Genomic DNA, 20,702 nt, shown 5'->3' on the forward strand with positions numbered 1-20,702 from the left:
GGCTTTACAACCAAACAACTTCATCATTTTCATAACAATGACCCCTTCATCCGAATTGCCAGCAGCATGGACCAAAATCACAGGAGCCCTTCAAACGATCATGTCCCCGGAGGTTTACGGGCTGTGGTTCCCCAAATTTTCCCTGCTGGAAGACTCCGGAAAAACCCTGACGCTGGTATGCGATGATCCGATGGCCGCCCTGTGGGTGGAAAACAGCTACACGCCGGAACTGAAACAGGCGGCCATGCTGGCTCTGGGAGGGGAACGCAATGTAAAATTTGTCTGCGCGGACGAGGTGGCTTCCGAACAGGAAACGGACGCGCCGGCACAGAAATCCTCCGCACGCAAAAAAACCGCCCAGCCGGACGAATCCCAGGCCCGTACCGCCAAAAAGGCACGCCCCCAGGGAGCCAGGGCCGCATTGAATGATTTGTACACGTTTGACTCCTTCGTGATGTATGAAGACAGCAGGTTTGCGTACCAGGCGGCCATTTCCGCCGCCCAGTCGGAGCGCCCCCTCTTCAACCCCCTCTTTTTATACGGAAAATCCGGCGTAGGAAAAACCCATCTTCTGCAAGCCATCGGCCATGAAGTTCTCCGTCAGGAATCCTCCGCAAACGTGGTGTACGTGACGGGTGAACAATTCGCGAATGAATTCATTGACGCTTCCCGCACCCAAAACGGCCAGAGCTTTGCCAAACTGCGCCGCAAATACCGCAAGGCGGACGTTCTGCTGGTGGACGACGTGCAGTTCATTTCCGGCAAGGAAAAAACGGTGGAAGAATTCCTGCATACGTTTGACGCCCTGTTCCATGCCCACAAGACCATCGTGCTTTGCGCCGATGCCGCCGCCTGCGACATTTCCAACCTGGACGTCCGCCTGGCCGCCCGGCTGGAATCCGGCCTGACGGTGGAACTGACCCTGCCCGGAGACGAAGACCGGCTGGAAATCCTGCGGAGCAAGCGCGACCGTGCCGGAATGAACGTATCCGACGAGATTCTGGAATTCCTCGCCAGCCGCATCCAGAAAAGCGTGCGCCGACTGGAAGGAGCCCTGCTCCGCGTAGCCACATTTACTTCCCTGTCCGGAGACATGCCGGACATCTCCAAGATCGAACAGCTCCTGCGCGATATCCTCCGGGAGGAAACCAGCCGCGTCCTCTCTGTGGAAACCATCCAGAAACGTGTGGCGGACTTTTATGAACTGAAAGTGAGCGACCTGACCGGAAAACGCCGGCCGAACAGCATTGCCTTCCCCCGCCAGATAGCCATGTACCTGAGCCGCCGCCTGACGGAATGTTCCCTGAAGGACATCGGCAACGCGTTCGGCGGCCGTGACCACGGCACCGTCATTCATGCCAACAAGCTCGTAGCCTCCCGCATGGAAAACGACGTCCGCGTCCGCGATATCGTACTCCGGCTGGAGGAAGACCTCCAGGGTTGATTTCCGCCCCTCCTTCTCCGACGCCTCAGGGAAATTCCAATCCCTTGCGCCGTTCCCCTCCCCTTCCCGCCGGCACCGCATCCGGCTCCATGATCAAATGGGAGAATTAGCTTGAGGCTGCGGCGGTTTGGATTAGAATCACCCTGTTCCCACTGATTCTATGATTCACGCCGACCAGCTTTCCAAAGAGTTCGGCCGCTTTCAAGCGGTTAAAAATGCCTCCTTCACTATTGAAAAGGGAGAGATTGTAGGTTTTCTCGGACCGAACGGCGCAGGCAAGACAACAACTCTGCGCATGCTCACCGGCTATCTTCCCCCTACCTCCGGAACAGCCTCCATCGCGGGATTCGACATTGTAAAAGACCCTCTGAACGCCCGCAAGCACCTGGGCTACCTGCCGGAGCACGTCCCGCTTTACGACGACCAGCGCGTGACGGAATACCTGAAATTCCGTGCACGCCTTAAAGGCATCTCCTCCAAGCAGATATGGCCGTCCGTCTCCAAGGTGGTGGAACAGTGCGGGCTGGACCCCGTGCGCCGCAAGATGATCCGCACCCTCTCCAAGGGCTACCGCCAGCGCGTAGGCCTCGCGGACGCCCTGCTGGGCGAGCCGGACCTGCTGATTCTGGACGAACCCACCAACGGACTGGACCCCAACCAGATCCGCCAGATACGGGAACTGATCAAGGGACTGGCGGAAAACCACACCATCATTCTCTCCACCCACATCCTCAGTGAAGTGGAAATGATCTGCAACAAAGTCATCATCATTGACCAGGGCACGATCAAGGCGGCGGACACCCCCTCCAACCTGACGGCCAACCTCCGCGCCGCCGGAAAAATCACTCTGGAATTCCGCGGGGACCTCTCCCTGGTCACAGAAAAGCTGGAAGCCATGGAACACGTCAAGAAAGTGATCCATGAAGGCACGGACGCCGACGGATGGCACACGCTTACCGTGCGCGCGGAAGCCGGAACGGACACCCGTGAAAAAGCCGCCCGGCTCCTGGCGGAACAGGGCTGCCCCCTGCGCCACATCTACCGCCATACTCCCACTCTGGAAGAAGTATTCGTGGAAATGACCCGTAAAGACTAGTCCGACCGTTTTCCCCCTCTTCCCCTCAACCAGCACCCCTTTTCCTCTCATGTCACCGGTACTTACCATCTTCAGAAAAGAACTCAGAAGCTATCTGATGACCCCCTACGGCTGGGTCATCCTGGCCTTCATCGTGGCCCTGCAAAGCGTCTCCCTGTCCGGCACGCTCAAAGCGTTCCAACTGGCCCCGCAGAAGGAAGGCATTCTGTTCTTCATCCTGCATTCTCCCATGTTCTGGTTCTACTTCCTGTTCATCTTCCCGCTGATCACCATGCGTTCCCTGGCGGAAGAAGAGAAGACGGGCACGCTGGAATCCCTGCTCACCGCTCCCGTCAAAACCTGGCAGGTCGTTCTGGGCAAATACTTTTCCGCCTATGTCTTTTACATCATCCTGTGGCTGCCCATGCTGCTGTACCCGCTGCTCGCAGACTGGTCCAACCTGATCGTGCAGTGGGCTTACGGATATGACGCCGGCATGGCCCTGCCCTACCGTCTGGCGGACTGGGCCGGAGCATACGCCATCCTGCTGCTGATAGGGGCATGGTTCACCTCCATCGGTATCTTTGCCTCCTCCCTCACGGGCAGCCAGATCATCTCCGGCATCATCACCATCGGCCTGCTGGTGCTGATCTTCTTCATGGGCCTGATTCCGGTGGTCTGGGGGGAATTCCCCGCGGCGGGCATCTTCCACTACATCTCCTGTTCGGAACACCTGGACCGTTTCTCAGCCGGGCTCGTTGACACGCGCCCCCTTGTCTTTTACCTGACCATGACCGTCCTGACGCTGGCCGTCTCCATACGCATCATCGACCACCGCCGCTGGAAACATTGACCGCCCTCCCTGCCTTTTCACCCCCTTTCCATCTCCATCTATGAGTGAAACACCAGCAACACCCGCCCCGGCGCCCCAGGAGGAAAACCGGCCTGCCGCCCGCAAGGTCAGGCGCCCTTGGATGACGTGGATCAAGCTCTTCCTGCTGTGCATCATCGTCATCTGCCTGAACTACGTGGGCTGCCACGAATACTACCGCCGGGACCTTACGGAAGACCAGCGCTATGACATTTCCCAGCAGAGCATCAACATGCTCCAGTCCCCGGAAATCCAGAACCGTAAAACTCCCATTAAAATCACCTTCGCCTTCCTGCGCACCACGCAGAACTATACCCGCATGCGCTCCCTGCTTGAGGAATACGAACGCTATTCCAACGGCAAAGTGGTGGTGGACTACGTGGACCCCCTGCGCCAGCCGAACAAGGCCCGTGAGATTTCCATGATTTACGGCGTTGAATTCCGGAAAAACCAGGTAGTCATTGACGCCCGGGAAGACACGGAAGTGGCCCTCAAGGACTCCGCAGGCAACTACCAGCCGGACGCCGCCCATGTGCGCATCCTCTCCGGAGACTCCTTCATCGTGTACGCTCCCGGACCGGACGGCAAGAGCATGAAAGCCGTGGCCCTTCAGATTGAGGACATGATGACGGCGGGCATCTTCGGAGCCGCCAACGGGGAACCCCGCAAAATGTATATCGCGGCGGACAAGAGCAACTTCAACGAAGCCATGAGCAACAGCAATGAGGAAAGCATCTTCACCACCCTTTCCCGTCTCTGCCGCTCCGTCAACCTTCAGCTTGTCCCCATTCGCCTGGGCGGCCTGCAGGAAATTCCGGAGGATGCCGCCGGATTCATGATCGTCGGCTCCAAATACGATCTGACTCCCCAGGAAGCGGAAGTCCTGCAAAGATACTGGGACAGGCCGAACGCCGCCTTGTTCATCATGCTGGAACCCCAGCAGGACACCCCCAAGCAACTGTACAGATTCCTCCGGGAACAGGGGCTGCGCCCCCAGAACGACCGGGTAATGCTCCGCAACAGGAACAAGCGCTCCGTATTTGAAATCAACGCCATCTTTGCACCGGGACTGAACTGCACGAAGGAATTCTGGAACTCCAGCACCGGGCTGGAAGGGGAAAGCATTTCCCTAATTCTGGACTCGGACAATGCCTCCATGGAGCACAAGCGCATCACGCCGTATCCCCTGCTGGTGACCACGGAGGAATACTACGGGGAAACCAAGTACAACCAGTTCCCTGTCCAATTTGACGCCCACGAGGACAACCCCGGCCCCCTGATGATCGGCGCGGCGCTTATCCGCGGCAATTCCGGAGACGTCAACCAGACCAAAACCACCGGACGCCTGGTTCTGCTGGGCAATACGGACCTGCTCCAGCCCCGGCAGATCAAGCCGGAACAGCGGGACTTCGTGCGCACGCTCATCGCATGGATGACGGACCGCGAAGAACTGCGCGGTCTGGGCTCCCGGCATGACCTGACCGTCAAGCTCAACCTGGACCGTAACGCCCTCGGCGTCCTGGAACTCCTGACAAACATCGGGCTTCCCCTGCTGGCGCTTCTCATAGCCCTGATCATCTGGAACACGCGCCGCCATTAACCCGTCACGCCCCATTACCGGAAGCACATGCGCATACTCCGCTTCATCCTTCTCGTCCTCGTCACCCTTGCCGCCATCGGGGCGGCGGTGCTGCTGACCATTGACGGCAACCTGTCCCGCATCATCGGACGCACCGCCTTTAGTTCGGGAGAACGCCTCTTTCCCTACACCAAGGAGGAAATGAACGAAATCTCCTGGATGCGCATCAACTGCGGCGGAGACATGGCGGAATTCCGCCGCAGGCCCAACGGCGTATGGTGGGGTGAAAAACCGTGGGACGACCGCATGGACCCGCGCGCCGCGGCGGCCATCCTCCAGTACACGTACTCCACCAGCATCGTGGATGCGCTCCCCCTGCACAAGATTGACTCCGCCTCCCTGAAGGAATTCGGCGTCAAGACCACGCCCATCACCATCACTCTGAAAGAAATGAGCGCCGACGGCAGGCGTTCCTCCACCATGGCGCGCTACACCCTGGGGTCCACGGCCCCCTGGCTGGTGGACGATACGGAGAACCAGACGACGGACGATACCACCTACATGCAGACGGACTTTTACGGCCGCGACTCACGCATTCTGGTGGGCACCGGCAACATCCTGCCCCTCTTCAAGTCCGGCATCCGCCAGCTTCGGGACCATCGTCCCCTGCTCATACATCCGGCGATGCCCGCCTCCATTGAAATCAACAACAAGGGGCAGCGCATCGCCTTGGAACGCCCCTCTCCCGATCCCAGAACTCCCTGGAAAATCACCTATCCCCTCCCGCTGGACACGGACCCGCAGATGATGGACGTCCTGCTGGGAACCCTCCAGAAATTGACGGCCGTGCGCGTGTATGATCCGGAGGAAACCAGCGTTCCGGACATGACGGACGACCAGGTCACCTCCGTTTCCATCAGGAACTTCACGGGGCGCCTTGCCGGAGACGGAAAATCCCTGGCCGTGGAGGAAAAGCCCGTCACTCTCCGCATTTATCCTCCTTCCGACAACAGCAACCTTGCCGAACTGGTGAAAGCCACCGTCTCCGACCGCAAAGCCGTCTTTGAACTGGCCCAGACGACGGGAAGCAACAAGGAAGTTCCCGGCGTCCGGAACATTCCCCTGGACCTCAACCTGCTCCGCTCCAAGCAGCTCACGGACATCGGAGACTACAAAATCACGGGGCTTTCCATCCGCCGCAGTCTCCAGGATTACCCGACCATCGTCCGTTTTGTACAGGGAGACGAAAAGACCGGCCAGCAGCCCACATGGATGTACACGGCGGAAGGCTCCCGCTACCAGGAAGTCAACCCGGACCACCTCGTTTCCCTGCTGAAAACCGTGAAAACGGGCAACGTGGCCGGATTCGCCTCCGACAAGGCCACGGACCTTGCCGTGTACGGCCTGGACAACCCGCTCCTGACGCTCACGATGTCCCTGCTGCCCAAGCCCAATGAAGAGCCGCGCCCCCCGGTCACCGTCTTCTTCTCCAAGGGAACGGACGGCTCCTGGTACGCCCGCCAGTCCGGCAAGCCCACGGTCGTCATGCTGGACAACGAATACATGAAAAACTTTACGGCGAACGCGCTCGCCTGGAAAAAGAAGAGCCTCCTGTCCTTCAACAGGTACAATCTCAAGGAAATGCACCTGGAACGCATCGGCTCCGGGGGGGCGCTGGTCCTGAAATTCGACCGCTTGGACGACTCCTGGACGGCCAGCAAGGACGGCAGGGACGAAACACTGAACATCAACCCGAACCGGGCCAACCGCTACCTGGACGAACTGGAAAAAATGGAGGTAGTCTCATGGCTTCCCTACACAAATCCTGAGGCGCGCGAAGCCCTGAAAAAACCGGTCTTCCGCCTGAAACTCGTCATTCAGGTGTACAAGGATGCCTCCCGGCAGGAGCACCGGGAAATCACGGGAAAAGACGGAATCACCTTTTCCGCCGAGCCGGAAATGGAGGAAAAAACCATCTCCATGGAAATAGCCCCTGCGGGAGAAGCCGGCTTCAGCCGGTTCTATTACGGAAAAATCAACACGACGCCCTATTACTTTATCCTGAACATGGACTCCGTCCGTCTGCTGGGCGCCTCCCTGGCGGAAGACAATTAACATCCTCGTTCTCCACATGAGCATCAATCTGAGCGCAATCACCGCCTTTCTGGACAAAACCCTGTCCGTGGACTCCATCCCGGACGCCTCCCGCGCCCTGAACGGCCTTCAACTGGAAAACGAAGGCGCCGTTTCAAAAATAGCCGTTGCCGTGGACGGTTCGGAAAAAACCATTCATGCGGCCCTGGATCTGGGCGCGGACCTGCTCATTCTGCATCACGGCATCTTCTGGCAGGACATGCAACCCGTCACGGGCATCTCCTACCGCAAGCTGAAGGCGGCCATGGACGGCAACCTCGCCATTTACTCCGCCCACATCCCGCTGGACGTTCATCCGGTTTACGGGAATAACGCCCTTTTGGCAAAGACATGCGGCATCCGTCCCGCCGGGGAGGGACTGGACTACCACGGCGTTTCCATGGGCGTCTGCGGGGAATTCGCCGGCACCTGCCGGGAGCTGGCGGAACGGCTGGAATCCGCCCTCGGCGCACCCGTTCAAACCTTCTGGGCGCAATCGGAGGAAGCCCCGGCCGGGAACGTCTTCATTTGCTCCGGCGGCGCGGGAAACGAACTCGTCCAGGCCGCCAGGCTTGGCTGCCGCACCTACGTGACCGGGGAAGGCTCCCACTGGAACATCCCCATGGCTGACGAACTGGGCATCAACCTGGTCTTCGGCGGCCACTACTTCACGGAAACTTTCGGCGTCAAGGCCTTGGGACAACTGCTCAAAGACGTGTACGGACTGGATTATGCCTTCATCGACATGCCTCCCTCCGCCTACAGCCATTGATCAAACGCCACGGATGATGAACCTGACCACGGACGACGCCGACGGAAAAATTCGCCTGGACCAGTACCTGGCCGCCCACCTGCCGGAACTCTCCCGCTCCAGAATCCAGGCCCTGATTAAAAGCGGGGACGTACAGATCAACGGTTCCGCCGCCAAACCCAAAACGCCCGTCAGCCGCGGAGACTCCATCTCCGTCAACATCCCAGAGCCGGAACCGGCGGAGGCCAGGCCCCAGGACATTCCGCTGGACATCCTGTATGAGGATGAAGACGTGGTCGTCATCAACAAGGAAAGCGGCATGGTGGTGCATCCCGCCGCCGGCAACCCGGACGGCACCATCGTGAATGCCCTGCTCCACCACTGCGGGGACCTCTCCGGCATCGGCGGAGTGGAGCGCCCCGGCATCGTTCACCGTCTGGACAAGGACACTTCGGGATGCCTCGTCATTGCCAAAAACGACGGTGCGCACCAATCCCTGACCGGGCAATTCGCGGCGCGCAGCACGGAAAAGCGCTATCTGGCCGTCGTCCAGGGAATTCCCCGCCAGAGTTCCGGAACCGTCTTCACGCACATCGGCCGCCATCCCGTCAACCGCCTGAAAATGGCTGTGGTCAATCCCGGTTCAGGCAAGGCCGCCATCACGGACTACGACCTGCTTTGTGCAGACCCCGCCACGGACTCGGCCCTGGTCCTGTGCACCCTGCACACGGGCAGAACACACCAGATCCGGGTGCATATGCTTCATCTGGGCCATCCCCTGATCGGAGACCCCATTTACGCCAAGCCCTCCAGGCAGAAGGCACAGCCCGGCAGGCTCATGCTCCACGCCTGGCGGCTGGGCTTCGACCACCCGAGCACGGGAAAACGCATGGAATTCGAGGCTCCCGTGCCTCCAGAATACACGCCCTGGCTCCAGCTTTTCCCCAATGGTCTTTACGGAGCCATCCCGGAAACCAGGCCGGTACCGGAAGACCTGGAAGGGGAATAAAACTCTCCTTCAGGCAGCAGAGAAAGGGAAACAAAAGCCGGAAGTTTACTTCTTTTCTCCCTCTTTCTTGCAGTGCTTGCGCCAGTCGTCCAGAATTTTGGCGGGATGTCCGGTAATCACGGGCTTGCCCGTATTGTCCACAATGCCCAGGCGCGGAATCGTCCCGCCGGGGGCATAACCGGGAATGCCGTTGCCCTTTTTGGGCTTGATGATGGGGAATTTCATCCGTTCCTCCTTGGCCCATGCCTTGGCGGCCTCTTCCGTCTTGTCGCAGGAAAACAGCACCAGTTCCACATCGTCCGACTGCCGTATCTTACGGTAGGTCCGCACGACATGGGGCATCTCCCTGCGGCAGGGGCCGCACCAGCTTGCCGAGTAAAGAAAAAGGTAATACCTGGCCTTCGTATTCGGCCTGTCCTTGGTCAGATAATCGGCTTTTTCCAGAGCTTTTCCCACCGGAGAAGAAGCGGCGTCCTCCACCTTGGCGGCCGGAGCATCGGCATACACGGAAAAAGTTCCTGCAACGCCGCAGCCGGCCAAAACCAGAGCAAGTGAACATATCTTGATAGATTTTTTCATCATATTGTTCATTATCAATTATCCACTAAAACGTCAACAAGGAATGCAGGAACACGCCCCCCTGGAAAAACCTGCATGCTGCGTAGATCGTGCATATGCGTCCTCCTTCCCTTCCGCAGGCGGACCACTCTGTCCTCCACTTTTTCAGAGCCATTCAATCGCACAAGCAACACTGCGGCTCCCACGGCAGAGTGCCAAAGGCCTTTTACCGCGGCTGTTTATTTCAAGACACTGCGACTCTTCCTTCAATTCCTCAAAGAAACGGCAGAAAAACATCATGGCCGCGGCAGTTATTAACAATGGTATTTTCATCCTGTTGAATAGTCCTCAACTTACTAGAAACGTCTCGTCCAGGCAGGATCAATCCGCAGCCGGAGCTCCGGGCCTTTGAACTTGATTTGCAGACGGGGAACCGCTACCCTGAACCGACTTTCAACGCATACCCCGCACAGAGACATGGAGAACACGCACCACGGAGAATCCCCCTCTCCGGACACCCCCGCCCCGCAGCAGAAAAACGGAAAAACGGACGAACAGACCATCGCCCTGACCAAGGCGAGGCTGGCCATTGACGAGGTGGACGCCCAAATCGTGGAACTGCTTAAAACCCGTGCCCAATGGGTTCATGAAGTCGGCCGGATCAAGAAAGCGGACAACTCCCCCATCTTCGTTCCGGAACGGGAAACGGCTCTGCTGGGCAAGCTGAACCGCCTGAATGCGGGCGTTCTCCCGGAATCCTCCCTGCAAGCCATTTACCGGGAAATCATCTCCTGCTCCTTCTTCCTGGAAGGAGGGCTGACCATCGCCTACCTGGGCCCCAAGGGAACCTGGAGCCACCAGGCGGCGCTCAAGCAATTCGGAAAAAGCTGCGAGCTTATTCCCTGCCAGAGCTTCAAGGACGTGTTTGACATGGTGGACCGCGGGAAAGCCCAATACGGCGTGGTGCCCATAGAAAACTCCTCGGAAGGCTCCGTGACCGCCGTCATGGACCTCTTTGTCACCTCCAGTCTGAAAATCTGCGCCCAGATCAATCTGAACATCCGCAACAGCCTGATGGCCGCCATTCCGCGCGAACACATCCGCATCCTTTATTCCCATCCCCAAGTTCTCGGACAGACGCGGGACTGGATTCTCCGGCGTTACCCGAATGCGGAGCTCGTGGAAACCTCCTCCACCACCAAGGCCAGCATCCTGGCCAAGGAAAACGCCGCCATGGGCGCGGCCTCCCTGGGCTGTCCCCTCGCGGCGGAACTGTTCGGCCTGAACATTCTGGAGGAAGACGTGCAGGACCAGGCATGCAACACCACGCGCTTTGCCGTCATCGGCCGCCAGGACACCCGGCCCAGCGGCCGGGACCGCACCTCCCTGCTGATCCGCATCCAGCACAAGCCGGGAACCCTGGCGGAAGTAATCGACTGCTTCCAGCGGCACGGCATCAACCTGATACGCATTGAATCCCGCCCTTCCAAAGCCATCAACTGGGAATACGTCTTCCATATAGACGCCGTGGGACACGCCCTGGAATCCCCGCTCCGGGAAACCCTGGAGGAACTGGAACAGCACTGTTCCATGCTGAAAATCCTGGGCAGTTACGCGGACACGGACGTTGTCTGATCTGCGCCGCCTTCCTCTTCCCTTTACAGAACCAGCACCTATTTTCCGCAAAACCATGAACATTTCCACAATCGCCGCACTGGCTCTTTCCCTGGGATTTCCGGCCTGGTCCCAGCAGCCCGTCACCAAAATCGTCCGGGAAAACGGCCAGCCGACGCTGGCCCTGGACGAAGGATTTTTGCGGGAACTAAAACAGGAAAGTTCCATCCACAAAGCAGACGGGGGCACACCCCCTGCCCCCGCCGGGTCCCATGCGGAACCATGGAACCATGTATTCTCCCCTTCAGTTCCGGGACTGCCCATGGCCGCCGACTCCAACCATGCCGCCGTCAGGGAAACCGCAGCGGAACGCAACCGGCGCATGAAGTGGTGGAGGGACGCCAAATTCGGCATGTTCATTCACTACGGCCTGTACTCCGGACTGGCCGGAGAATGGAAGGGCAAGCCCGGCGGTTCCGAATGGATTCAGAAAAACGTGGAAGTGGATACGGACACGTACGCCTCCGAAGCGCTCCCCCTCTTCAAGCCGCGGGAAGGAGTCACGGAAGAATGGGCCCAGCTGGCCCGGGATGCGGGCTGCCGGTACGTAGTGCTCACCAGCAAGCACCATGAAGGTTTCGGCCTCTTCGATAGCGCACAGACGGACTATGACGCCAAAAGCCAGATCGACCGGGACATCGTCCGGGAATATGCGGAATCCTGCCGCAAGCGCGGCCTGAAGGTAGGCCTGTACCACTCCGTGATCGACTGGCACCACCCGTCCTACGACAACACGATCTGCCCGGACCTCTGCTACCCCGCCGGACAGGCGGAAATGCTCAAAAAAAAGAACATTCCGCGCGACCACGCCGCCTACCAGAAATACCTGCACGCCCAGGTGAGGGAACTGATGACCAGCTACGCCCCCATAGACATCATGTGGTGGGACTACTCCCAAGGGGCCATGGAAGGGGAAAAGGGCTGGAAGGCCCCGGAACTCATGGAAATGGCACGCTCTCTCAATCCCGGCGTCATCATGAACAACCGCCTGTACGCCTACTCCGGACTGAACCAGAACCAGGCGGGCACCCTGGACCTGCGCTGCGGGGACTACATCACGCCGGAACGCTTCATTCCGCGGCACGGCTATCCGGGCGTGGACTGGGAAACCTGCATGACGGTGAGCGACAAATGGGGCTATAACCGCTATGACACCAATGTCAAATCCCCGGAGGTCATCATCGAAAAACTCGTGGAATGCGTCACGAAAGGCGGCAACCTGCTGCTGAACGTCAACCCGAAGGCGGACGGCACCGTTCCGGAAAAAGTGGCCGCCGCCATGCGCGGCGTGGGACAGTGGCTCAAACTCAATGCGGAAGCCGTGTACGGCACACGCGCCTGGACGGAACTGGACCAGCCCGCTTCCATCAATGAACAGGGGGACATCTTCGTTTTCCTGATCCCCCCGCCGGACAAGGGCCCCGCGGAACCGCCCAGCGAAGGAACCATGAAGGAACTGACGGAAGGCACGGAATACGCCCGCATGCAGCCCCTGGACGCCACCGGATATGAGGACGATGAAGGAGTCTCCGTCACCCTGCCGGCAGGCTATACCAAAGCGGTCCTGCTGGGCGACAATGCCGCCCTGCCCATTGCGGATGGAAAAATCCTGTTCAAAGCCCACGAACACTCCAAATCTCCCTGTTCCGTCATCAAACTGAGCAAATAGCAACCTTTTTCACTCATTCCCTTCATGGAGGAAGACCTTTTTTCCCTGGCAGGCCGCAGGCAGGACGGAACGGAAGAGGAAGCCGTGCGCCGGCGCGCGGAATTTCTGCGCTCGGAGCTGCGCCGCCATAACAGGCTGTATTATGAACAGGCGGAACCGGAAATCTCCGACGCGGAGTACGACGCCCTTTTCCTGGAACTGGAAAAACTGGAACGGGACCATCCCGAACTGGCGGACCCGGATTCCCCCACGCGGCGCGTAGGGGGCGCCCCCCTCCAGGGGTTCAATCAGATCAGGCACGCCGTTCCGATGCTCTCCATTGACGACATCTTCGAACAGCGGGACGCCCTGATTCCGGACGAGGAATTGGTGGAATTCTACAATAAGCTGGTCCGGACGCTGGGAACGGACGCCGTTCCCGTCTCCGTGGAACCCAAGATCGACGGCGTGGCCCTGTCCATCATGTACCGCAACGGGCGCATGAGTTATGCGGCCACGCGCGGGGACGGCGAGGTGGGGGACGACGTAACGGCCAACGTGCGCACCATCCGCACCATTCCCCTGACCCTTCCGGCAAACGCTCCCGCCGTGCTGGAAGTGCGCGGAGAAGTCTTCATGCCCAACGAAGCTTTCGCCAAGCTCAATGAAGAGCGGGACGCGGAAGGTCTGGCCGCCTTCGCCAATCCGCGCAACGCCACCGCAGGAACGCTCAAGCAGCTGGACCCCCGGCAGGTGGCGGCGCGTCCCCTGGCCTTCCTGGCCCACGGGCTGGGCGCTTACGAAGGACCGGAACTCAAGGATGTAAAAGACTTCTGGGACATGCTCCGCCATTGCGGCATTCCCTGCAATGAACCGGTACACTATACGGACACGCTGGAAACCACCCGCCAGGCCGTCCGCGACATCGACAGGGGGCGCCACTCCCTGCCCTACGGCACGGACGGCGCCGTCATCAAAATCCGTTCCATGGCCACGCGGGAAGCGCTGGGGGCCACGGCGCGCGCCCCCCGCTGGGCCGCCGCCTACAAATTCCCCCCGGAACAGAAGGAAACCACCCTGCTGAACATCGTCGTCCAGGTGGGGCGCACGGGCGTGCTCACCCCGGTGGCGGAACTCCGGCCCGTGCTGCTCTCCGGCTCCACGGTGGCGCGGGCCACCCTCCACAACCAGGATGAAATCGACCGCAAGGACGTCCGCATCGGTGACACCGTGCTGGTGGAAAAAGCGGGGGAAATCATCCCCGCCGTACTCAAGGTAAACCTCTCCAGGAGGCCGGAAAACTCAAAGCCGTACAGCATTCTGGAAGCTACGGGCGGCCTCTGTCCCGCCTGCGGCAACCCCATCATGAAAGAGGAAGGGAAAGTAGCATGGCGCTGCACCAACTTCACCTGCCCGGCCCAGGCCGTCACGGGCATCACCCACTTCTGCTCCCGCGCCGCGCTGGATGTGGAAAGCATCGGTTCATCCGTAGCGGAGGCCCTGCGGGGCTCCGGCCTGGCCGCCTCCGCGCTGGACCTTTTCTCCCTGACGCTGGAACAGCTTGCCAACCTCAATCTGGGAACGGCGGAAGAACCGCGCCGCTACGGGGAAAAAAATGCGCAGAAAGCCCTGGACGCCCTGAAAAACGCGCGGGAACTCCCTCTGGAACGCTGGCTCATCGCCTTCGGCATTCCCCAGATCGGGGAAGTGGTCGCCAAGGCGCTGGCGGATACCCACCCGGACCTGGACCATGTGGCGGAATCACCGTACATCCGGGACATCATCCGCCTGGATGAACTGGTGGAATCGGCGCTCAAGGCCAACCCCAACACCCGTGAAAACCGGAAAGCGGTCCGGGAAGGCACGCTCTCCGCAGAAGAAGCGCAACAGCGCTACAAGGAACTGACGGATGAAATAGATGCCCTGACCGGCCCCTATCTGGAAACGGGCTATCTCCGGAAAAACACGGGAAAACTCAGTTACGGCTCGGAAATAGGGGTGGCTGCCGCCAAATCCCTCAACAGCTTCTTCACCTCCGCCGCCGGCCATCATACGCTGGACGTTCTCCACAGGCTGGGAATCAATCCACAGTCCCAGTCATACAGGGCCAACCTTCTGGAAATCCCGGCAGGCATCCTGTCCGGCAAAACCTTTGTCATCACCGGCACGCTCAGCCAGCCGCGGGACCACTTTGAGCGGTTGATCGCCGAACACGGCGGAAAAGCCACAGGGGCCATTTCCAAATCCACCTCCTACCTGCTGGCCGGCAGCGGAGGCGGCTCCAAACGGGAGAAGGCGCTCAAACTCGGCGTTCCGGTCATTTCCGAGGAAGAATTCGGCAAGCTCATCGGCAACTGACAGGAGACCGTACAGTACTCCTTGCCGGATAAACGGTTCTTCCCAAAACGGGGAAACCGGAACCTGCATTTCCTGTATCCCGGTTTCCATCCGATCCGGAAAGCCGCCCCTTCTCCGGAGCTATTGGAACAAACAAAGGGCACGGAACCGGGCATTTCAGAAAGCCCGGATTACCGGCCTTCCAGCCGCTTCTCCGCGAGGAGGCGCCATCCTGCCATCCCTTTTCTTCCGTTCCACACGAAGAAAAAGCGGCCCTCCCGCCGGAAATCTCCGGAATACGGAAAAACGCGGCTTTCCATGAGCTTCTTCCCCTTTTCACTCCTGCCTTTTTCTTCCCCATCCTTCAGACAAAATTAATTCCCGGAGTATGCAAAAAACGCTTGCTACGAAACTCCATCTGCGCCCTAATATCCGCATATGCTGAATCTGCCGAATACCATTACCCTGACGAGAATCGCGTTGGTGGTCGTCTTCACGGCAGTCATCAGCCTGGCGGCCCAACATCCCTGGGGATATCCGGCCGCGCTGATCGTCTTTGTGCTGGCCGCGTGCACGGACTGGCTGGACGGCTATCTGGCACGCCGCCTGAACCAGGTCACCACCTTCGGCAAGCTCATTGACCCCCTGGCGGATAAAATAGCCGTCTCCGCGGCTTTCATCTACCTGACGGCCGCCGGACTGTGCCCATTCTGGGTCACCATCATTATCATCAGCCGGGAATTCCTGGTCACCGGCCTGCGCCAGATCGCCCAGGACCACGGAGTCATCATTCCCGCAGGAACCTCCGGAAAATGGAAAACGGCCTTCCAACTGGCCTTCTGCATCGGCTGCCTGCTGGCGCTGACCTGGGTGCACACGCCGGAATACATTCCGTCCATCCTGTCCCCGGTGGCCTCCCTCTGCCACTGGCAGGGCGACGGAATCGCCAACTTCCTGTATCAATTCACGCTCTGGGGCGCCGTCATCCTGACCGTGTACTCGGGAGCCGTGTATTGCGTGGGCGCCCGCCGTTTTCTGAAAAGCTAGAAACGGCGGAATACAGTGAGGCATGGAGGAAATTCCCGCCTTCCCGTCCATGACTTATCTGCAAATGCGGGAACATGTTGTTTTGCGGAAAAGAAATAAAAGACATGGAACACTTGTTGCGCCGCAGGAAGGAAAAAACTGTCAATAATTACAGAAAATCAATGTTGTATAAAACAAATATAATAAACAGAACATCCCGGTAAACAGGCACGTTAACGTACCGGAAGTTTTTATTTCCCTTGACGCCGGAGCGCAGCCGTGATTTTATCACTTCGTTCCCGCTGAATGGAAGCTTGGTTGTTCATTTGATGGTCATTGCGGTTGGCGGGATACGGGCGTCTCCGTATTGATTCTTTCAGTATCGCTTCCGGCGGATTTTTTCCCTGCCATTTTGTGATTCCGTCAGTTCACTGCAGCCGGGACGCATTCACAGATAAAGAAATCAATATGGTATCCACCACATTCAGGGAGCTTGGCTTGTCGGCTCCCATTCTCCGCCAATTGGAGAAACTGGAGTACAAGACCCCCACCCCCATTCAGGCCGCCTGCATCCCCATGCTGCTGCAGAAAAAGGATCTGATGGGACTGGCGCAGACCGGTACGGGAAAGACCGCCGCCTTCGCCCTGCCCCTCATTCAACACTTTTCCGAACATCCCGCCAAACCCCGGCCGCGGAAGGTCAGGGCGCTCATCCTGAGCCCCACCCGGGAGCTGGCTTCCCAGATTCACGACAACATCACGGCGTATGCCAAGGGACAAAACCTGTCCACGGCCGTCATCTTCGGCGGCGTGGGGTATGCCCCCCAGTTCCGCAAACTGGCGGCGGGCCTGGACATCCTGGTCGCTACGCCGGGCAGGCTGATCGACCATCTGGAACGCCAGACCGTCAATCTGGACCAGGTGGAAACCCTGATTCTGGACGAAGCCGACCACATGCTGGACATGGGATTCGCCCCGGCCCTGAAAAAAATCGTGGCCAAAATTCCCCGACAGCGCCACACCCAGATGTTCTCCGCCACCATGCCGGACAACATCCGGCAACTGGCCCAGGCCTTCCTCCAGGAACCGGAAACGGTCATGGTCACGCCTCCCTCCGCCACGGCGGACCGGGTGGAACAATCCCTCTGCATGGTCCGCTCCCAGGCGGACAAAAGGCCCTGCACGCTGGACCTGCTGGAACAGCGCCAACATCCGGGACGCACCCTCATCTTCACCCGCACCAAGCACGGAGCCAACCGGCTGGCCTCCTTCCTCACCGGCAGGGACTATCCGGCCTCCGCCATCCACGGGGATAAAAGCCAGGGTACGCGGGAGCGCATGCTCCGCGAATTCCGCTCCGGGGAAACGCCCATTCTCGTCGCTACGGACATCGCGGCCCGCGGCATCGACGTCAAGGACGTCCAGCTCGTCATCAACTATGACCTGCCGGCGGAATCGGAAGTTTACGTACACCGCATAGGCCGTACTGCCCGCGCCGGAGCCGACGGACAGGCGATTGCCCTGTGCGCTCCGGATGAAGTCGGCAAGGCCCGGGATATCCACAAAATGCTCGGACGCGTCCTTCCCGTGCATGCCTCCAGCACGGAACTTCCGGCAGAACTGCTGACCGTTCCCGGTGCTGACAGGAGGCAGAAAAATTCCGCCCGGGAAAACGGTGCCCCCTCCCGCAGGCAATCACGTAACGGATAAAGCCGCAGCCGTTCACGCAGATAGTGCAAGGACGCCGAAAGAACCCGGATTTTAACCATTCAAAAAATGTTTGAACGCAATCCGGGGGAAAACGGTCTCACTTGCTACAGACGGTCCGCCGGGCCGTTGCAGCCGGGAAACCCAAACCAAGGTTTCACTCATGAAAATCCTGTCGTTAATCACTAAAACGCTGTGCGCGGGCACAATCAGTTCCCTCGCCTGCCAGGCCGCCGTTCTGGCTTACGCGGATGAAGTGCCCTCCACCTTCGTGGAAGGCAAGCATTCCCCGGAAGTAGCCAGTTACGTGCAGAGCATCGCAGGCGTGGCGCTGGCATCAGGAATTCATGATTATGACGAGAACGCAACCAACAGCTATCAAGTGCTTGTCCAGGTGCTCAACAGCGGCAATGTCACCAACCTGCCGGACGACCTGAAGCGGGCCATTGAGATGCTGACCAGCTACGTTCCCGACCCGAATGCAACCATCCAGCCTATCCTGACCAAACAGCAGATAGAGCGCATGGAACACATGGCGGACCGGATCGAAAACCTTATTGAGGAAAAATACGGGGTGGACCTGGAAGACTGCATGAAAATCATGCAGCATGCGCTGGCTCCTTCCATCCCCGCCATCCTCCGCTCCTGTGACATGGAAGGCGCCAAACTGCCGACCACCACGGTTTTCCGCCCCAAGCTGGGCAAGGCGCTGAGTGAAGCCTACGCCAAACTCGCCGCGCCAGCACTTCCCGCCGCCAAGGCGGATTGACCGAACCATCAAAGACGACCGGGAAGATGACCCCGATTCTACGGCATGCGGAACCCGCAACAGGTTCCCTTACTGAATAAGCCGAAAGAAACGGGATGATCTCTCCGGCCGCCTGGAACGGCCCCGCCGCCGCACCGGCGACCACGCAACACTTTCCGGATGTCTCCGATCCAGAGCCGATCCTTCGGAACGCGGTGCCTGCTACGCACCCATTTCATTCCCAAGCAACGGCCTGCAACATCGGCACAACCGGGTGATGCACTCCCACAGGCCCTGTCCCCGCACCGCGGAGGGACGGGGCCTCTTTCATTTCCGGAAACGCCTCCTTTCACCCGTATTCGTCCCCGGGTTGCGCCTCTTCCCGGTCCCGTGAAAAACGACGCGGGACCTCCGCAGTCTCTCCCACTCTTATTGAAAAAGCCGTGGACTTTTTGCACCATTCATGAAAGAAAGATTTTCAAGGCCCGGTATCTATGGCAAACTGAGGACTCTATTCCTCCCTCACATACTATTCCTCCCTCACATACTATTCATTCATGGATACTTCATCATCACGTCGTCGTTTCCTCCAGACCCTGGGTCTGGCTACAGGAGCTCTGGCCGCCGGTTCCCTTGCCAACGCGCAGGAAGTGGAAGCCCTGGCTCCCAAAAAAATCATCATCCCCGATCCAAACAACATCGGCCCCATGACCACGTGGCCCGCGCGCAAGCCGGGCGCCCAGTATATGGGCGGATTCCGGGCCCCCAAGCTGGACAAGGTCCGCGTGGCCTTTGTCGGCGTAGGCGAACGCGGCTCCATGCACGTCGCGCAAATGGCCGTCATTGAAGGAGCGGAAGTCGTCGGCATCTGCGACCTTTACGAAGACTGGGCCAAGCGCAACGCGGACCTCGTGGAAAAAAAGACGGGCAAGCGTCCCCCCATTTTCACGAAGGGACCGGAAGACTACAAGCGCATGATGAAGGAAGTCAAGCCGGACGCCGTCATCGTCTGCCCCAGCTGGGAATGGCACTGCCGCGTCACCTGCGACGTAATGAAAATGGGCGCCCACGCCTTCGTGGAAGTGCCGATGGCCGTCTCCATCAAGGAACTCTGGGAAATCGTGGATACTTCCGAACAGACCCGGAAGCATTGCATGATGATGGAAAACGTCAACTACGGCCGTGAAGAACTCATGTACCTGAACATGGTGCGCCAGGGCGTCATCGGAGACCTTTTGTACGGAGAAGCCGCCTATATTCACGAACTGCGCGGCCAGATGAAGCAGGTGGAGCGCGGAACCGGTTCCTGGAGAACCTACCACTACGCCAAGCGCAACGGCAACGTATACCCCACGCACGGCCTCGGCCCTGTGGCCCAGTACATGAACCTGGCCCGCAAGGACGACTGCTTCGGCAGGCTCGTTTCCTTCTCCAGCCCGGCCCTCGGCCGCGCCGCGTATGCCAGGAAAAACTTCCCGGCGGACCACAAGTGGAACAAGCTGGACTTCGCCTGCGGAGACATGAACACCTCCCTCATTAAAACCACCATGGGCCGCACCGTTCTGGTGGAATGGGATGAAACCAGCCCCCGCCCCTACTCCCGCCTCAACCTCATCCAGGGCACCTTGGGTACGCTGGCGGGCTTCCCGACCCGTGTGGCCGGTGAAAAACTGGGCAACGGCAACTATCACGAATGGATTGAAGGCAATGAAAAGCTGGCGCCCATCTTTGAAAAATACGAGCACCCGCTCTGGAAGCGCGTCGGCCCGCTGGCCTTGAAAATGGGCGGCCACGGCGGCATGGACTTCGTGATGCTCTTCCGCATCATCGAATGCCTCCGCAACGGCGAACCCATGGACCAGAACGTCTATGAAGGAGCCTTCTGGTCCTCCGTTTCCGAGCTCTCCGAATACTCCGTGGCCCAGGGCGGCATGCCCCAGGTATTCCCGGACTTCACCCGCGGCGACTGGAAAACGACCGCCCCGCTCGGCATCGTGCAATAATTAAGCATTACCTGTCTTTTTACAACAAGGCTGTTCCGTTTACGGCGGAACAGCCTTTTTTGCAGGTCCCGGCCGCAAATCGGTTTAATGCCTTCCCTTCTCAAACAGGTTCGTCCGTTGTTCTTCCTCCCTTCTGCCT

General features: G+C 59.3%; 15 protein-coding genes. 14 read left to right on the forward strand and 1 reads right to left on the reverse strand.

Annotation, left to right across the window (positions count from 1 at the left end):
- Positions 1-37: 37 nt before the first annotated feature.
- From dnaA to OQH67_RS00035, 7 genes are all read left to right on the forward strand, one after another.
- Positions 38-1,444, forward strand: a complete 1,407-nt coding sequence (dnaA, locus tag OQH67_RS00005; RefSeq protein ID WP_215435737.1) for a chromosomal replication initiator protein DnaA — start codon at positions 38-40, stop codon at positions 1,442-1,444.
- Between the two features lie 160 nt (positions 1,445-1,604).
- On the forward strand, positions 1,605-2,540 hold the full coding sequence (locus OQH67_RS00010; RefSeq protein WP_215435738.1) for an ABC transporter ATP-binding protein: 936 nt from the start codon (positions 1,605-1,607) through the stop codon (positions 2,538-2,540).
- A 49-nt stretch (positions 2,541-2,589) separates the two neighbouring features.
- Entirely contained in the window at positions 2,590-3,372 is a 783-nt protein-coding gene (locus tag OQH67_RS00015) for an ABC transporter permease subunit (RefSeq protein WP_130083518.1), read from the forward strand.
- 40 nt (positions 3,373-3,412) lie between these two features.
- Positions 3,413-4,990: a DUF7088 domain-containing protein gene (locus OQH67_RS00020; RefSeq protein WP_215435740.1), complete on the forward strand. Its 1,578-nt coding sequence runs from the start codon at positions 3,413-3,415 to the stop codon at positions 4,988-4,990.
- Between the two features lie 27 nt (positions 4,991-5,017).
- On the forward strand, positions 5,018-7,084 hold the full coding sequence (locus OQH67_RS00025) for a DUF4340 domain-containing protein (protein ID WP_215435743.1): 2,067 nt from the start codon (positions 5,018-5,020) through the stop codon (positions 7,082-7,084).
- Between the two features lie 16 nt (positions 7,085-7,100).
- Positions 7,101-7,874 (forward strand): Nif3-like dinuclear metal center hexameric protein, encoded by a 774-nt coding sequence (locus OQH67_RS00030; protein WP_215435745.1) that lies wholly within the window; start codon positions 7,101-7,103, stop codon positions 7,872-7,874.
- A 13-nt stretch (positions 7,875-7,887) separates the two neighbouring features.
- On the forward strand, positions 7,888-8,862 hold the full coding sequence (locus OQH67_RS00035) for an RluA family pseudouridine synthase (RefSeq protein WP_251828276.1): 975 nt from the start codon (positions 7,888-7,890) through the stop codon (positions 8,860-8,862).
- Positions 8,863-8,907: 45 nt separating this feature from the next.
- Here the strand turns inward: OQH67_RS00035 and OQH67_RS00040 are convergent, their stop codons facing one another.
- A complete protein-coding gene (locus OQH67_RS00040; protein WP_215435748.1) occupies positions 8,908-9,444 on the reverse strand; it encodes a TlpA family protein disulfide reductase in 537 nt (178 codons plus the stop codon).
- 453 nt (positions 9,445-9,897) lie between these two features.
- Between OQH67_RS00040 and pheA the strand changes: the two genes are divergently transcribed.
- The 7 genes from pheA (at position 9,898) to OQH67_RS00075 (ending at position 20,563) form a co-directional block, all read left to right on the forward strand.
- Positions 9,898-11,055, forward strand: a complete 1,158-nt coding sequence (gene pheA / locus OQH67_RS00045) for a prephenate dehydratase (RefSeq protein ID WP_067952082.1) — start codon at positions 9,898-9,900, stop codon at positions 11,053-11,055.
- A 55-nt stretch (positions 11,056-11,110) separates the two neighbouring features.
- Positions 11,111-12,763: an alpha-L-fucosidase gene (locus OQH67_RS00050; RefSeq protein WP_215435750.1), complete on the forward strand. Its 1,653-nt coding sequence runs from the start codon at positions 11,111-11,113 to the stop codon at positions 12,761-12,763.
- A 24-nt stretch (positions 12,764-12,787) separates the two neighbouring features.
- Positions 12,788-15,100, forward strand: coding sequence for an NAD-dependent DNA ligase LigA (gene ligA / locus OQH67_RS00055; protein WP_215435752.1), 2,313 nt, complete (start codon positions 12,788-12,790; stop codon positions 15,098-15,100).
- 417 nt (positions 15,101-15,517) lie between these two features.
- Positions 15,518-16,126 carry a CDP-diacylglycerol--glycerol-3-phosphate 3-phosphatidyltransferase gene (gene pgsA, locus OQH67_RS00060; RefSeq protein WP_067952083.1) on the forward strand — a complete coding sequence of 203 codons (609 nt, stop codon included), beginning with the start codon at positions 15,518-15,520 and terminating at the stop codon, positions 16,124-16,126.
- Positions 16,127-16,573: 447 nt separating this feature from the next.
- Entirely contained in the window at positions 16,574-17,815 is a 1,242-nt protein-coding gene (locus OQH67_RS00065) for a DEAD/DEAH box helicase (protein WP_215435754.1), read from the forward strand.
- 160 nt (positions 17,816-17,975) lie between these two features.
- Entirely contained in the window at positions 17,976-18,581 is a 606-nt protein-coding gene (locus tag OQH67_RS00070; protein WP_215435756.1) for a hypothetical protein, read from the forward strand.
- A 536-nt stretch (positions 18,582-19,117) separates the two neighbouring features.
- Complete coding sequence (locus OQH67_RS00075) at positions 19,118-20,563, forward strand: Gfo/Idh/MocA family protein (RefSeq protein ID WP_215435758.1); 1,446 nt, start codon at positions 19,118-19,120, stop codon at positions 20,561-20,563.
- Positions 20,564-20,702: the final 139 nt, after the last annotated feature.

The organism is Akkermansia biwaensis (assembly GCF_026072915.1).
GTDB lineage: Bacteria > Verrucomicrobiota > Verrucomicrobiia > Verrucomicrobiales > Akkermansiaceae > Akkermansia > Akkermansia biwaensis.

Coding starts and splice junctions, on each gene's coding strand:
- dnaA (WP_215435737.1), top strand. CDS start 38: ATGACCCCTTCATCCGAATTGCCAGCAGCATGGACCAAAATCACAGGA.
- OQH67_RS00010 (WP_215435738.1), top strand. CDS start 1,605: ATGATTCACGCCGACCAGCTTTCCAAAGAGTTCGGCCGCTTTCAAGCG.
- OQH67_RS00015 (WP_130083518.1), top strand. CDS start 2,590: ATGTCACCGGTACTTACCATCTTCAGAAAAGAACTCAGAAGCTATCTG.
- OQH67_RS00020 (WP_215435740.1), top strand. CDS start 3,413: ATGAGTGAAACACCAGCAACACCCGCCCCGGCGCCCCAGGAGGAAAAC.
- OQH67_RS00025 (WP_215435743.1), top strand. CDS start 5,018: ATGCGCATACTCCGCTTCATCCTTCTCGTCCTCGTCACCCTTGCCGCC.
- OQH67_RS00030 (WP_215435745.1), top strand. CDS start 7,101: ATGAGCATCAATCTGAGCGCAATCACCGCCTTTCTGGACAAAACCCTG.
- OQH67_RS00035 (WP_251828276.1), top strand. CDS start 7,888: ATGATGAACCTGACCACGGACGACGCCGACGGAAAAATTCGCCTGGAC.
- OQH67_RS00040 (WP_215435748.1), bottom strand. CDS start 9,444: ATGATGAAAAAATCTATCAAGATATGTTCACTTGCTCTGGTTTTGGCC.
- pheA (WP_067952082.1), top strand. CDS start 9,898: ATGGAGAACACGCACCACGGAGAATCCCCCTCTCCGGACACCCCCGCC.
- OQH67_RS00050 (WP_215435750.1), top strand. CDS start 11,111: ATGAACATTTCCACAATCGCCGCACTGGCTCTTTCCCTGGGATTTCCG.
- ligA (WP_215435752.1), top strand. CDS start 12,788: ATGGAGGAAGACCTTTTTTCCCTGGCAGGCCGCAGGCAGGACGGAACG.
- pgsA (WP_067952083.1), top strand. CDS start 15,518: ATGCTGAATCTGCCGAATACCATTACCCTGACGAGAATCGCGTTGGTG.
- OQH67_RS00065 (WP_215435754.1), top strand. CDS start 16,574: ATGGTATCCACCACATTCAGGGAGCTTGGCTTGTCGGCTCCCATTCTC.
- OQH67_RS00070 (WP_215435756.1), top strand. CDS start 17,976: ATGAAAATCCTGTCGTTAATCACTAAAACGCTGTGCGCGGGCACAATC.
- OQH67_RS00075 (WP_215435758.1), top strand. CDS start 19,118: ATGGATACTTCATCATCACGTCGTCGTTTCCTCCAGACCCTGGGTCTG.